This window comes from Enterovirga rhinocerotis, from assembly GCF_004363955.1.
GTDB lineage: Bacteria > Pseudomonadota > Alphaproteobacteria > Rhizobiales > Beijerinckiaceae > Enterovirga > Enterovirga rhinocerotis.
Genome location: NZ_SNZR01000013.1, coordinates 551073 through 564937 on the forward strand (window position 1 = coordinate 551073; position 13865 = coordinate 564937).

The window sequence follows — 13865 nt, forward strand, 5'->3', positions numbered from 1 at the left end:
AGACATGGTGAAGGGACTACGATGGCGGGAGTTAAAATTCGCTGTATCGGCCCCGTCGCGTCGTGGCCACGCGGCAGGTCGGCGCGGGCGGTGGGCTTCGGGGGAGACCGGGAGCAGGAGACGTGCGGGAGCCGGGGCCTCGCCGGGCTGGGACAGGTTCACCTCTGCGTTTCCTCACGATACACCACGCGCCGATACAGGGAGGAATCGCGGTGAAGCTCGACAATAGTATGGCGGCGGTCGTGACGGGGGCGGCATCGGGTCTGGGCGAGGCGACGGCGCGCCTTCTCGCCGACCAGGGCGTGCGGGTCGCGGTGTTCGACCTGAATGCCGAGCGCGGCACGCAGGTCGCCGACGAGATCGACGGGATCTTCTGTCAGGTCGACGTCACCAGCGACGAGTCCGTGGCCGCGGCCCTCGCCTCCGCCCGCTCCAAACACGGGACCGAGCGCATCCTCGTCAATTGCGCCGGCATCGCTCCGGGGCGTCGCACCGTCTCGAAGAACCGCGAGACCGGCAAGCCGGTCGGCCACGACATGAAGACCTTCAAGGCGGCGATCGAGATCAACCTCATCGGCACCTTCCGCATGATCGCGGCCTCGGCCGCCGGGATGGCCGAACTCGATCCGGCGACTCCCGATGGCGGGCGCGGCGTCATCGTCAACACGGCCTCGGTCGCGGGCGTCGAGGGCCAGATCGGCCAGGCCGCCTATGCGGCCTCGAAGGGCGGCGTCCTCGGGCTCACCCTGCCGGTCGCACGCGATCTCGCCGGCTACGGCATCCGGGTGATGACGATCATGCCGGGGCTCTTCCACACCCCGATGTTCGACGGCCTGCCGGACGAGGTGCGCACGGCGCTGGAGACGACGATCCCGTTCCCCTCGCGTCTCGGCAAGGCCCAGGAATACGCCAAGCTCGTCCGGGCCATCGTCGAGAACGACATGCTCAACGGCGAAGCGATCCGCCTCGACGGCGCGCTCCGCATGCAGCCGAAATAGCGGCTCGGCTCAGCCCTTCAGCCGCGCGAGAAAAGTCTCGACGCTCGGCAGGATGCGCTCGACGATCGTCTTCACGCCCTCGGCGGACGGGTGCAGCCCGTCCGGCAGCGCGAGGCGCGGATCGGCGCCCTGAACGCCGTCGAGGAAGAAGGGATAGAGGACGAGGTCGTACTCCTTGGCGAGGTCGGCATAGATCGCCTCGAAGCGCTTCTGGTAATCGGGGCCGAGATTGCGGGCCGCGTACATGCCGGCCAGCATGACCGGGATGCCGCGGGCCTTGAGGCGCGAGACGATGCCGTCGAGCGCCTTGCGCGTCACCGCGGGGTCGATGCCGCGCAGCATGTCGTTGGCCCCGAGTTCGAGGATCACCCCGTCCGTCCCGTCCGGCACCGACCAGTCGACGCGGGCGAGCCCGCCCGAGGCCGTGTCGCCCGAAACGCCGGCATTGGCGATCTCGACCTTGTGTCCTTTCGCACGCAGCGCGGCCTGCAGGACGGTGGGGAAGGCGGCGCTCTCCGGCAGCAGGTAGCCCGCCGTCAGGCTGTCGCCGAGCGCGACGAGCTTCAGCACGCGGCCCTCCGCCTTCGCATCCTGAGCGGCCGCCGGCCCAGCCACGCCCAGCAGGAGCAGCATGGCGAGCACAATGCCGCAGATGCGTTGGAGGATCGCGTAATCTGTCCCATATGTCCGCTGCCGCGCCGGCACCATTCTGGCATTCCTCATTCCCATCGGGTCTCCGACAGTTAGGCGTCATTGCATGACGGGCAAGATCATCGCGCTCGAGGCTGTCGAGCTGAGCCTCGGGGATGGCGCCGCCCGCGTCGACGTCCTGAAAGGAATCGACCTCGCCGTCGAGCGTGGCGAGGCGGTCGGGCTGATCGGCCCGTCCGGTTCGGGCAAATCGACGCTGCTGATGGTGATGGCCGGGCTCGAGCGGCCCGACCGGGGCCGGGTCGTCCTCGACGGGGAGGACCTGACGGGCCTCGGCGAGGACGCGCTCGCCCAGGTGCGCGGCCGCCGCATCGGCATCGTCTTCCAGTCCTTCCACCTCGTGCCGACCATGACGGCGCTCGAGAACGTCGCCCTGCCGCTCGAACTCGCCGGCAAGCCCAATCCGTTCCGGCGCGCGCAGGAGGAACTGGCCATCGTCGGCCTCGGCGAACGGCTCCACCACTATCCCGCCCAGCTATCGGGCGGCGAGCAGCAGCGCGTCGCGATCGCGCGGGCTCTCGCGCCCGACCCGGCCCTCGTCGTCGCCGACGAGCCGACCGGCAATCTCGACGAGAAGACCGGACGCATCATTGCCGACATGCTGTTCTCGCTGAAGCGCGAGCGCGGTGCGACCCTCGTCCTCGTCACGCATGATCCGACGCTTGCTGCGCGCTGCGACCGGACGATCCCGCTCCGAGCCGGGCAGATCGTCGCCGAGCCCGTGCCGAGCGCCGCCTGATGCACGGCACGCTTCCGGCCGCCCCGACGCCGCGCCCGCCCGGCTTCGCCCTGGCGGCACGACTCGCCCTGCGCGAATTGCGGGCGGGCCTCTCGGGCTTCGCCGTCTTCATCGCCTGTATCGCGCTCGGCGTCGCCGCCATCGCGGGCGTGAACTCCGTCGCCCATTCGCTCGTCTCGGGCATCACGACGCAGGGGCGGGTGATCCTCGGCGGCGATCTCGCCCTCTCCGTGGTCCAGCGCGAGGCCACGGTGGAAGAGCGGCGTCTCCTCGCCCGCCACGGCAAGGTCTCCGCGATCGCGACCTTGCGCGCGATGGCCAATGCGGGCGATGCCGGTGCGACGCTGGTCGAGCTGAAGGCGGTCAGGCCGGATTACCCGGAGATCGGCGCGGCGGTCCTCGATCCGCCCGCGCGCATCCTGCCGATCGGCGAGATCGACGGCTCCCGGGCGGATTCGCCTCGGTTCGATGCCGTCGCGGACCCGACGCTGTTCGACCGGCTCGGCCTCAAGCCCGGCGCCGAGGTGACGATCGGCCAGGCCCGGTTCCGGCTCGCCGCTCGCCTCCTCTCCGAACCCGACAAGATCGCGGCCGGGATCGGCTTCGGTCCCCGCTTCCTGATCTCGCTCGACGGGCTCAGGGCGACCGGCCTCGTCCAGCCGGGCAGCCTCGTCCGCTGGACCTATCGGATCACGCTCCCCGAGGATCAGGCGGGTTCGGGCCCGGCGCCGAGCCCGGCCGCGATCGCCGATACGCTCCGGGCGGACCTGCCCGACGACGCGGCCGGCTGGGAGATCCGCACCCGCGACAATGCCGATCCGCGCTTCACCCGCAACATCGAGCGCTTCACGCAGTTCCTGACCCTCGTCGGGCTGACGGCGCTCCTCGTCGGCGGGGTTGGGGTCGCCAATGCCGTCGCGGCCTTCGTCGACCGGAAACGGGTCTCGATCGGTATCCTGAAGAGCCTCGGTGCGACGGGCGGGCGGATCGTGACGATCTACCTGCTGCAGGTGATGGCGATCGCCCTCCTCGGCATCGCGATCGGTCTCGCATTCGGTGCGGCGATCCCCTTCGCGGTCGCGGGACTGTTCGGGGCGGTCCTGCCCATCCCGATCGATCCGATCGTGTCGCTCTCCGATCTCGGCGTCGCGCTCCTCTACGGGTTGCTGACGGCGCTCGCCTTCTCCCTCGCGCCCCTCGGGCGTGCCCATGCGGTGCCGGTCTCCGGCCTCTTCCGCGACCGGATCGCGCCCGATCCCCACAAGCCGCCGCTCCTGTTCCGGCTCGGCTCGATCCTCGCGGGCGTGCTTCTCGTCGCGCTCGCCATCGGGGCGGCCTACGACAAGCGCGTGGCGCTGCTCTTCGTCGGGGCGGCGGGCGCCGCCTTCCTTCTCCTGCGCGTCGTCGCGATCGGGCTGATGGCGGGCTTCCGCCGCCTGCCGCCGGCCCCGACGGCCCTCTTGCGCCTCGCCGTCGCCAATCTCTATCGGCCAGGCGCGCTGACCCCGACGCTGGTCCTCTCGCTCGGCCTCGGCATCACGCTCCTCGTCACGATCACCACGATCGACGCGAACCTGCGCCGGGAGATCGGGCAGACCCTGCCCGACCGGGCTCCGAACTTCTTCTTCATCGACATCCCGAGCACCACCTCCGAGGAGTTCCGCGGCTTCCTCCAGCGCGAGGCGCCGGGCGGGACGATCGAGGCGACGCCGATGATGCGCGGCCGCCTCACGGCCATCAACGGCACGCCCGTCGCAGAGGCCAAGGCCGCCCCCAACGCGGCCTGGGTCCTCGATGGCGATCGGGGCATCACCTATTCGGCGACCGTGCCCGAGGGCTCGACCGTCATCGACGGCGAGTGGTGGGCGCCGGACGTCTCCGGGCCGCCGCTCGTGTCGATGGATGCCGAGATCGCCAAGGGGCTCGGCCTCGCGGTCGGGGATTCGATCTCCGTCAACGTCCTCGGCCGCGCCATGACGGCGAAGATCGCCAATATGCGCCGGATCGAATGGCGGCGGATCGGGATCGGCTTCGTTCTCGTCTTCTCCCCGCAGAGCTTCGCGGGCGCGCCTCATTCGGACCTGATGACGCTCACCCTGCCGAAGGACGCGGCCGCCGATTCGGAGGCCCGCATCCTGCGCGAGGCGGCCCGGCGCTATCCGGCCGTCAGCAGCGTGCGGGTGAAGGACGCGCTCGAGGCGGTGAACTCGGTCGTGTCCCAGTTGCTCTTCGCCATCCGGGCCGCGAGTTCGGTCGCGCTCGCCGCGAGCCTGCTGGTCCTCGCCGGAGCGCTCGCCGCCGGTCACAGGGCGCGTCTCTACGACGCGGTCATCCTGAAGACGCTCGGCGCGACGCGGCCCTGGCTTCTCGGCGCCTATCTCGCCGAATACGGCGTCCTCGGCCTCGCGACGGCCCTGTTCGGCATCCTCGCCGGCACCTCCGCCGCGGCTTTGATCGTCTCGCGCGTGATGAATCTGGAGTTCATGCCGGATGCGACGAGCGCGATCATGTCCGCGGGCCTCGCCGTCGTAATCGCCATCGGGCTCGGTCTTGCCGGGACCTGGCGGATTCTGGGGCAGAAACCGGCACCTTACCTTCGCACGCTGTAGGATTCGTCTCCTTGCCGAAACTTTCTCCTTTGCGGAGCGGATTCAGTACTGTCGCGGCACCCCGGCGACCTCTTTGGGGGTTGCCGAGACGTCGGGATACCTCCATATTTCGGTAGGCGCCGGATGTCCGGCGATGGAGGGACGCGTGAATCCTCCTTCCCGACAAACACGCTGAGAGCCATCCAGAGGACGACTCCCATGCAATCGTATCAGAACCCGCCCGGCTACGGCGCGGGCTATGCCCAGACACAGGCGGAGGTCGATCAGGGCCTGCGCTCGTTCATGCTGGGCGTCTACAACAACATGATCCTGGGCCTCGCCATTTCGGCGCTGGTCGCGCTGGGCGTGAACAAGCTCGCTGTGGCGACGGATCCGAGCCAGGCCGTCGCCAAGCTCGGAAACAGCGTTCTGCTGACGCAGTTCGGACGGACGCTGTACGCGACGCCGCTGATGTGGGTGGTGGCGCTTGCGCCGCTGGCCTTCATCTTCCTGTTCTCGTTCACCGCGAACCGGATGTCGGCTGCTGGCGCCCGGGGCCTGTTCTTCGCCTTCGCGGCGGTCATGGGCGCGTCGCTCTCGACGCTGCTCATCCGCTACACGGGCGCCTCGATCACGCAGACCTTCTTCGTGACGGCGGCGGCCTTCGGCGGCCTCAGCCTCTACGGCTACACGACGACCCGCAGCCTCTCGGGCATCGGGACGTTCCTGGTCATGGGCCTGATCGGTCTGATCCTGGCCTCGATCGTGAACATCTTCCTCGCCTCGAGCGCACTTCAGTTCGTGATCTCGGCGGCGGGCGTGGTGATCTTCGCGGGCCTCACGGCCTACGATACCCAGAAGCTCAAGGAGATGTATCTCTTCGGCAATTACACCGCCGAAGAGGCGCAGAAGGCCTCGATCTTCGGCGCGCTGACGCTCTACCTCGACTTCATCAACATGTTCCAGTTCCTGCTGGCCTTCATGGGCAACCGGAACGACTGACGATCCCGCCCACGGGCGAGACGAGGCCTCGGCGAAAGCCGGGGCCTTTTTCGTTTCGGGAATGACGCTTGGCCGAAGAAGCTTGCCCTCGGGCTTGACCCGAGGGTCGAGTTGCGCGTCAGCGCAACCGGATGAGGGGAACGGGATACACGCCGCTGCCGAAGGCGCGCGCCCCTCACCCGGTCGACGCCTGCGGCGTCGCTCGACCTCTCCCGCAAGGGGAGAGGCATCCGCGCCGAGGGCAAAGTCAGTTCGTGACGAGCTTCAGCGGCTTGTCGAGGACCCGCAGCACCTTCGCGAGATCGTGGCCTCTCTTCAGGACCATGCCCTGGCCGGTCACGACCGCGTAGGCGCCCTGGCGCCGCGCGAGTTTCGGCTCCTTGACGACCCGGTAGAGCGGCGTCTCGGAGGTGCGCCGGAAGATCGCGAAGACGGCCTTGTCACGGCTGAAGTCGATGGCGTAGTCGCGCCACTCGCCCTCAGCGACCCGCCGTCCGTAGAGATTGAGGATCTGGCCGAGTTCGTGCCGGTCGAAGGTGACCTGGAGAGGCGCGGCCTGTCCGGGGAAGGGGACGACCTCGCCCGGACGGCCTTGGGGGCCGCCGTCCCGTCCTGCCCGATGGGGCTCGCCAACCTCGCCGTCGCTCATCGGCTCTCCCGGCCGGGCCGCCGCACCCGGTCGATCATGATGCGGGCGTCCCGTGGCTCTGGCAAGGCCTTCGCGGCTCGCGAAGGGGGTTGCCGGCCGAAGGTCAGCCGTGGATGTGCGGACAGGCCGCAGGCGCCTCCGGCGGCGGCTCTGCCGGCACGAGTGCCTCGCGCTGTTCGACATGCATCGGCAGATGGTCGCCGGGTCGCAGCGTCAGCCGGCAGACCGGCTCGACCACGTGGCCCGCCTTGAGCCGGAACCGCAGGCGCTGCGCGAGGACGGCGATGCAGAGCATCGCCTCCGTCACCCCGAACGACATGCCGGCGCAGATCCGCGGGCCGATCGAGAAGGGGATATAGGCGAATTTCGAGACGGGCTCGCCGCTGCCGGGCAGGAACCGCTCCGGCTTGAAATGGTCCGGATCGGTCCAGAGCTGCCGGTGGCGGTGCAGAAGCCAGGGCACCACCATCACGATCGAGCCCTTCGGCACGCGCCGCTCGCGGATCGTTTCCTCCTCGAGCGTCTCCCGCGCGAGGAGCGGGATCGAGGGGTAGAGCCGCAGCGTCTCCTCGAGCACGGCGCGGGTCCAGGCGAGTTTCGGCAGGTCCGCGAGGGCCGGCTCTCGTCCGCCGAGCACGGAATCGATCTCGGCATGGAGCCGGGCCTCGACCTCCGGCGCCTGCGAGAGCAGGAACCAGACGAAGCTCAGCGTGTTCGCGGTGGTCTCGTGGCCGGCGAGGAACATCACCGCCGCCTCGTTGCGGATGGCTTCGCGGCTGAGGGGGCGGCCGGTCTCCTCGTCGCGGGCCTCGAGGAGGCGCCCGACGATCGAGCCGTTCTGCGCGGTGCCGCGCGCGACGAGGCCGTCGATGATGCGGTCGAGCACGGCGTGGATGCGGCGCGTCGCCCGCTTGACGCGCAGGCTGTGCGGGCGGGGAAACCAGTCGGGGACGCCCATCAGCGACAGGACATCCATGCGGCCTACCGCGCGCTGGTAGTCGGAGAAGCCTTCCGCCACCTCGCGCGCATCGGCCGGGCCGAGCTCGCTGCCGAACACGGTGCGCGTGATGATCTCGGCGGTGAGTTCGGCCATCTCGCCGAGCATGTCGAGCTCCGTGCCGGGGGACAGGGACGTCCAGCGCTCTCGGGTCTCGACGGCGGTGCGCGCCATCACGGGCGCGAAGTCGCGCATGCGCGAGACGTGGATGATCGGCGCGACCACCTTGCGCCGCGAGCGCCATGTCGTGCCGTCGGAGATGATGAGGCCGTCGCCGGCGACCGGCTCCAGCGCGTGCCGCATCTGCGGCGACTTGCGCTCGAAGGACGCGTTCTTGGTCGAGAAGGCGTATTGGACGAGTTCGGGATGGTTGCAGATGACGATGCGCCGCCGCAGGAGCTGCGTCACCGAGAGCTGGAAATCGAAGGCCCGCTCGCCGAAGATCTCGAGGAAGTTCCGCCGGGCGCGCCGGATGACCTGCAGCGCGGAGAGCTGCGCGGCCGGCCGGGGCGGGAACGGCGGGATGTAGTCGGTCACGGCGATGGCGTCAGGTTCCGCCTCCGACATCCCAGAGACCGGCGACGAGGGCAAGCCCGATGACGAGGACGAAGGCCGCGGCGATCAGCTCCGCGCCCGCGCCGAGCCGGGCCGTCGTCTCGCCGCGCCCCCCCGCGTATCGGAGCGCAAGGCGCTTGGCATAGACCGAGACCATCGCGATCGCGCTCGTCGTCAGCGCCGTGCCGAGCGCCATGGCGAGGGTCGCCGCGATCCCGAGCGGGAAGATGCCGTAGGAGCGCGCGAGGGTCAGGACCACGATCGCGCCCGCGCAGGGCCGGATGCCGGCACCGAGGGCGACGCCCGCCATCTGGACGAGGGTCCGGCCGGTCCGCGCCGGATCGACCGGCCCGCAGGAGCAGGTGGGATCGAAGGCCGAGGCGCGTCCCGCGCCTTCGCCGCGCAGGAGGATGGCCAGCGCCCCGGCCTTCTTCCAGACGAGATAGGCGCCGAGCGCCGCGACGAGGGAGAAGCCCGCGATCTCGACCGCGTTCGCGGTGCGGCTCATCGTGGCCGCGGTGCCGCCGACGAGCAGGAAGACGATGCCGACGAGCGCGATCGCGACGACGGCCTGGACCAGGGCCGCGGCGACGCTGACGGCGATGCCGCGGGCGAGGGCGCGCTCGCTTGAGACGATATAGGCCGAGATGATCGCCTTGCCGTGGCCGGGGCCGGCGGCATGGAAGACGCCATACGCGAAGCCGATGCCGAGCAGCGCCCAGGCGCCCCCGCCGCCGTCGCGGATCGAGGTCAGCATGGCGCGCAGGGCGTTGAAGAAGGCCGATTGCCACGACAGCAGCAGCGCGGCGACGCCGCTTGTCGCCGGTGCCGCCTCGCGCAGGCCCATCCCGAAGGGATGCGGCGCCTTCGGCGGGGGCGCGGCGGCGGAGAGCCACCAGCCGGCGAGCGCGACGAGACCCGCCACGAGCGCGACCGCGAGAGCAGCGAGCATCAGGCGGAGCGGCCAGGATCGGGCCGTCCCGACCTCCCTCGCGCCATCCCTGGCGAGCGCGTCTACGGACATACCGCCATGGAGCGGCTCGAGAACTGGGCCGCGTAGGTCGAGGTGGAGGTGAGGCTCTGGAAGAAATTCTCGTCGAGCTGCTTGCCCTGCTCGACGGCGGGCTTGGGACGGGTGATCCGCAGGGTGCAACCCGACGGAGCACCGGCGAGCTTGACCGCGTCGTCGCCCTGCGCGGTGCGGAAATCGACGAAGAAGGTCGGATCGTAGACGTCGAGCACCACCGTTCGGCCCGACACCGCCTGATCCAGCGGCAGTTCGAAACTGAGCGTGAGGAGGCCGTTCTCGTAGGACATGCGCTCCGCGCGGGGAGCGGCGAAGCCCTGTTTCTTTCCGTTCGCCCTGAGCGAGGTGAAATAGCCGAAATCGACGAGCGAGGTCGTGTTGGTCTTGGCGAGTTCGGCCAGTTCGTCGGACGAGATCGTGCCGTCGCCGTTGGCGTCCAGCCCCTGTACCGCGACCGCCGAATAGCCTTCGTCGAAGGTCCAGTGATGGCGCACGGAGGCGACCCGGCCCTCCGGCTCGTAGATCAGCTCGGCCTTGGCCTGCACCCAGACATGGGGATGGGCGAGCGCGCCGCCGGACGCGAGACTCATGCAGGCCGAGGCGATGATGGCGAGGGCGGGACGAATCTGCACGGGATTGACCGGTGACGCTGGTTCGACGGTGGTGCCGCAGGGTTAACCGAACGTGAAGACGAACGGCGCGTCGCCGCAGCCGACCTCTCTATATGCCGTTTCGAATGGGGCGGATTGACGACGCCTCTCCCGGACATGTCCGGGAGAGGACGCGCCGGTCATCCGAGGCTCGGGGGCGTCCTCATCTCCCCGATCCGCTCGAAACCCGGCCGCGAATCCCCATATCGACGGAAGCTTCGAAAAGCTCCAAGCTGCGTTGACCCCTGACGGGCGATATGTCAGCATTACTGACCCTTTGAGAGACCGACAATCGGCCGGGGTCGAGGCGAGGAGGATCGGGTCATGGCGGATCGCGATGGGCTCGAGGGCACTGCGCTGCGATCGGTATCGCTCGCCGACAAGTACGATCTCACCAAGGACCGGGTGTTCATCTCGGGCACGCAGGCGATCATCCGCCTGCTCATGATGCAGCGCGAGCGCGACAGGCTCGCGGGCCTGAACACGGCCGGCTTCGTCTCGGGCTACCGTGGCTCCCCCATCGGCGGCCTCGATCTCAACCTCTACCGGGTGAAGAAGCAGCTCGCCGAGCACCACATCGTCTTCCAGCCGGGCCTCAACGAGGAACTCGCCGCGACCGCGAACTGGGGCGCGCAGCAGGCGGCGATCCGCGGCGAGGGCAAGTACGACGGCGTCTTCGGCGTCTGGTACGGCAAGGGCCCCGGCGTCGACCGGACGGGCGACGTCTTCCGGCATGCGAATCAGGCGGGAACCGCCCAGTACGGCGGGGTGCTCGCGCTCATGGGCGACGACCATACGGCCGAATCCTCGACCGTCGCCCACCAGTCCGAATTCGCCTTCGTCGACGTGATGAGCCCGATCCTGAACCCGGCCGGGGTGCAGGAGATCCTCGATTACGGCCTGCACGGCTTCGCGCTGTCGCGCTTCGCGGGCGTCTGGACCGCCTTCAAATGCGTGAAGGACAACATCGAATCGACCGCCTCCGTCGACGGCTCGATCGACCGGGTGAAGATCGTCATCCCGGACGATTTCGCGATGCCGCCCGGCGGCCTCAACATCCGCACGCGCGACCCCTTCCTCGAACTCGAGGCGCGCCTCCACGACTACAAGCGCGACGCGATGCTCGCCTATGTGCGGGCGAACAACCTCAACCAGATGGTCCTGACCGGCGGGCGCAACCCGAAGGTCGGCATCATCACGGTCGGCAAGTCCTATCTCGATGTCCGCGAGGCGATGGAGGAGCTCGGCCTCGACGAGGTGAAGGCCTCCGATATGGGGCTCCGCCTGTTCAAGGTCGCCTGCCCCTGGCCGCTGCCGCAATCGGAGCTGATCGACTTCGCCCGCGGCCTCGACCTCGTCATCGTCGTCGAGGAGAAGCGCTCGCTGATCGAGGTCCAGGTCAAGGAGGAGCTGTACGGGACGGCGAACCAGCCGCTCGTCATCGGCAAGAAGAACGAGGGCGGCGACTGGCTGTTCCCGGTCAAGGGCGCGCTCGACGCCAACGAGATCGCCATTGCGATCGGCGACCGGCTCCTGCGCTACCACAACAACGACGACCTCGCGCAGCGCGTTTCGCGCCTCAAGCAGGCGCAGGAGATGCTGGCCCAGGCCTCCGACGTCGCCGTGCGCACGCCGGGCTTCTGCTCGGGCTGCCCGCACAACACCTCGACGAAGGTTCCGGAGGGGCACCGCGCCTATGCCGGCATCGGCTGTCATTTCATGGCGCAGTGGATGGACCGCTCGACCGAGGGCTACACCCAGATGGGAGGCGAGGGCGCCAACTGGATCGGCGAGGCCCCGTTCTCGACCCGCCGCCACATGTTCCAGAACCTCGGCGACGGCACCTACAACCATTCGGGCTCGCTCGCCCTGCGCTGGGCGGTCGATACGAAGACCGACATCACCTACAAGATCCTGTTCAACGACGCGGTCGCCATGACCGGCGGGCAGCCGCACGAGGGCTCGCTCACGGTCGACCAGATCGCGCGTCAGGTCGCGGCCGAGGGCGTCGAGACGATCCGCCTCGTGACCGACGAGCCGGACAAGTACCCTGCGAATTATCGCTGGCCGGCCGGCCTCACCATCCATCACCGGGACGAGCTCGAGACCATCCAGCGCGAGCTTGCGGAGATCCCTGGCGTCACCGTCCTCCTCTACGACCAGACCTGCGCGACGGAGAAGCGGCGTCGCCGCAAGCGCGGCGCCTTTCCCGATCCCGACAAGCGCGTGATCATCAACGACCTCGTCTGCGAGGGCTGCGGCGATTGCTCGGTCCAGTCGAACTGCGTCTCGGTGCAGCCGCTGGAGACCGAGTTCGGGCGCAAGCGCCAGATCGATCAGTCGAACTGCAACAAGGACTTCTCCTGCGTGAAGGGCTTCTGCCCGTCCTTCGTGACGGTGCATGGAGGCAAGCCGAAGAAGCCGAAGCCCGTCGCGCTCGCCTCGAGCGACGGGATGGCGGAGCTTCCCGAGCCGGTGCTGCCGGAGATGGGGACGACCTTCAACGTGCTCGTCCTCGGCATCGGCGGGACGGGCGTGCTGACGGTCGGCTCCATCATGGGGATGGCGGCGCATCTGGAGGGCAAGGGGCTCGGCCTCATCGACATGGCCGGTCTCGCCCAGAAGGGCGGCGCGGTCGTGAGCAACCTTAAGCTCGCCCAGCGCCAGGAGGACATCACCTCCATCCGCGTCACGGCCGGCCAGGCCGATCTCGTCCTCGGCTGCGACCTCGTCGTGACGGGGTCCAAGAAGGTGCTCGGCTCGATCCGCGTCGGCCGCACGGGCCTCGTCGTGAACACCGCCGAGGTGATGCCGGGCGATTTTGCCCGCAACGCCGATTTCTCGCTTCCCGCCGAACGCCTGAAGCGCGTCATCGCCCAGACGGCCGGAGGCCGGAGCGAGACCGGACCCGGCGTCTCCTTCGTCGACGCGACGGCGGCGGCGACGGCGCTTCTCGGCAATGCCATCGGGGCGAACATGTTCATGCTCGGCTATGCGTGGCAGACGGGCCGCGTGCCGCTCACCCGAGAATCGATCCGCCAGGCGATCGAGCTGAACGGCGAAGCCGTGCCGATGAATCTCGACGCGTTCGAATGGGGCCGGCGCGCTGCCGTCGAGCCGGAGGCGGTGGCGAAGCTCGTCGCCTCGGCCAAGGCCTCGGGCGACACGGCCGATCTGTCCGAAAGCCTCGACGAGGTGATCGCGCGGCGCGTCGCCTTCCTCGCGGATTACCAGGATGCCGCCTATGCCGCCCGCTATAAGGGGCTGGTCGAGAAGACCCGCGCCGCCGAAGCGCGCGTCGTTCCGGGCGGGACCGGCTTCACCGAGGCGGTCGCCCGCTACCTCTTCAAGCTGATGGCCTACAAGGACGAGTACGAGGTCGCGCGCCTCTACACGAACGGCCATTTCCAGAAGCAGATCGAGGCGACCTTCGAGGCGGGGACCTTGCGCTACGAGTTCCACCTCGCGCCGCCCCTCCTCGCCCGTCCCGATCCCGAGACCGGCGTGCCGAGGAAGATGAGCTTCGGCCCCTGGATGATGAAGGCCTTCGGCCTTCTCGCGAAGCTGAAGGGTCTGCGCGGCGGCACCTTCGACGTCTTCGGCTACACCCACGAGCGCAAGACCGAGCGTCAGCTCATCCGGGATTACGAGGCGATGCTGGACGAGGTTCTGCCGAAGCTCTCGGCCCGCAACCACGCGGTCGCGATCGGGCTCGCCACGATCCCCGAGAAGATCCGCGGCTACGGCCACGTCAAGGAGCGCCATCTCGCGGCGGCGAAGACGGAGGAGGCCGCCCTCCTCGCCCGTTTCCGCTCGCCCGAGCCGGTCCTGGTGGAGGCTGCGGAATAGGGGCGCTGGTCTCGGCAGGGACCTCGCCCCGACTTCGCGAGGAGGTGGCGCCGCCGACGAAGCAATCCAGGGGGCGCCTCGACGCCGCTCGGAATGGATT

At 69.2% G+C, this 13865-nt stretch carries 10 protein-coding genes; 5 read left to right on the forward strand and 5 right to left on the reverse strand.

The annotated features are described in order from the left end of the window. The first annotated feature begins 212 nt into the window (after positions 1–212). Positions 213–998, forward strand: a complete 786-nt coding sequence (locus EV668_RS14255) for an SDR family NAD(P)-dependent oxidoreductase (RefSeq protein WP_133771121.1) — start codon at positions 213–215, stop codon at positions 996–998. Between the two features lie 9 nt (positions 999–1007). On the opposite strand, the gene EV668_RS14260 is transcribed toward EV668_RS14255, so the two are convergent. Beyond that, positions 1008–1631 carry an arylesterase gene (locus tag EV668_RS14260; RefSeq protein ID WP_133772047.1) on the reverse strand — a complete coding sequence of 208 codons (624 nt, stop codon included), beginning with the start codon at positions 1629–1631 and terminating at the stop codon, positions 1008–1010. Between the two features lie 124 nt (positions 1632–1755). Here EV668_RS14260 and EV668_RS14265 point away from each other — a divergent pair, with 124 nt between their 5' ends. The 3 genes from EV668_RS14265 to EV668_RS14275 all read left to right on the forward strand — a co-directional run bounded on the left by EV668_RS14265 (position 1756) and on the right by EV668_RS14275 (position 6038). Beyond that, entirely contained in the window at positions 1756–2448 is a 693-nt protein-coding gene (locus tag EV668_RS14265) for an ABC transporter ATP-binding protein (RefSeq protein ID WP_133771123.1), read from the forward strand. Then, on the forward strand, positions 2448–5057 hold the full coding sequence (locus tag EV668_RS14270) for an ABC transporter permease (RefSeq protein WP_133771125.1): 2610 nt from the start codon (positions 2448–2450) through the stop codon (positions 5055–5057). The genes EV668_RS14265 and EV668_RS14270 overlap by 1 nt, the downstream gene beginning before the upstream one ends. Before the next feature lie 198 nt (positions 5058–5255). Continuing rightward, entirely contained in the window at positions 5256–6038 is a 783-nt protein-coding gene (locus EV668_RS14275) for a Bax inhibitor-1/YccA family protein (RefSeq protein ID WP_133771127.1), read from the forward strand. Positions 6039–6285: 247 nt separating this feature from the next. Here the strand turns inward: EV668_RS14275 and EV668_RS14280 are convergent, their stop codons facing one another. From EV668_RS14280 to EV668_RS14295, 4 genes are all read right to left on the reverse strand, one after another. Further along, positions 6286–6687: a DUF2794 domain-containing protein gene (locus EV668_RS14280; protein WP_133771129.1), complete on the reverse strand. Its 402-nt coding sequence runs from the start codon at positions 6685–6687 to the stop codon at positions 6286–6288. Between the two features lie 103 nt (positions 6688–6790). Then, a complete protein-coding gene (locus tag EV668_RS14285) occupies positions 6791–8221 on the reverse strand; it encodes a cytochrome P450 (protein WP_208111543.1) in 1431 nt (476 codons plus the stop codon). Between the two features lie 10 nt (positions 8222–8231). Beyond that, positions 8232–9191 (reverse strand): nickel/cobalt transporter, encoded by a 960-nt coding sequence (locus EV668_RS14290; protein WP_245513174.1) that lies wholly within the window; start codon positions 9189–9191, stop codon positions 8232–8234. Between the two features lie 62 nt (positions 9192–9253). After that, a complete protein-coding gene (locus EV668_RS14295) occupies positions 9254–9898 on the reverse strand; it encodes a DUF1007 family protein (RefSeq protein WP_245513176.1) in 645 nt (214 codons plus the stop codon). A gap of 342 nt (positions 9899–10240) precedes the next feature. On the opposite strand from EV668_RS14295, the gene EV668_RS14300 reads away from it, so the two are divergent. After that, the gene (locus EV668_RS14300; protein ID WP_133771134.1) at positions 10241–13765 is read left to right on the forward strand and encodes an indolepyruvate ferredoxin oxidoreductase family protein; all 3525 of its coding nucleotides are present in this window, start codon (positions 10241–10243) and stop codon (positions 13763–13765) included. The last annotated feature ends 100 nt before the right edge of the window (positions 13766–13865 follow it).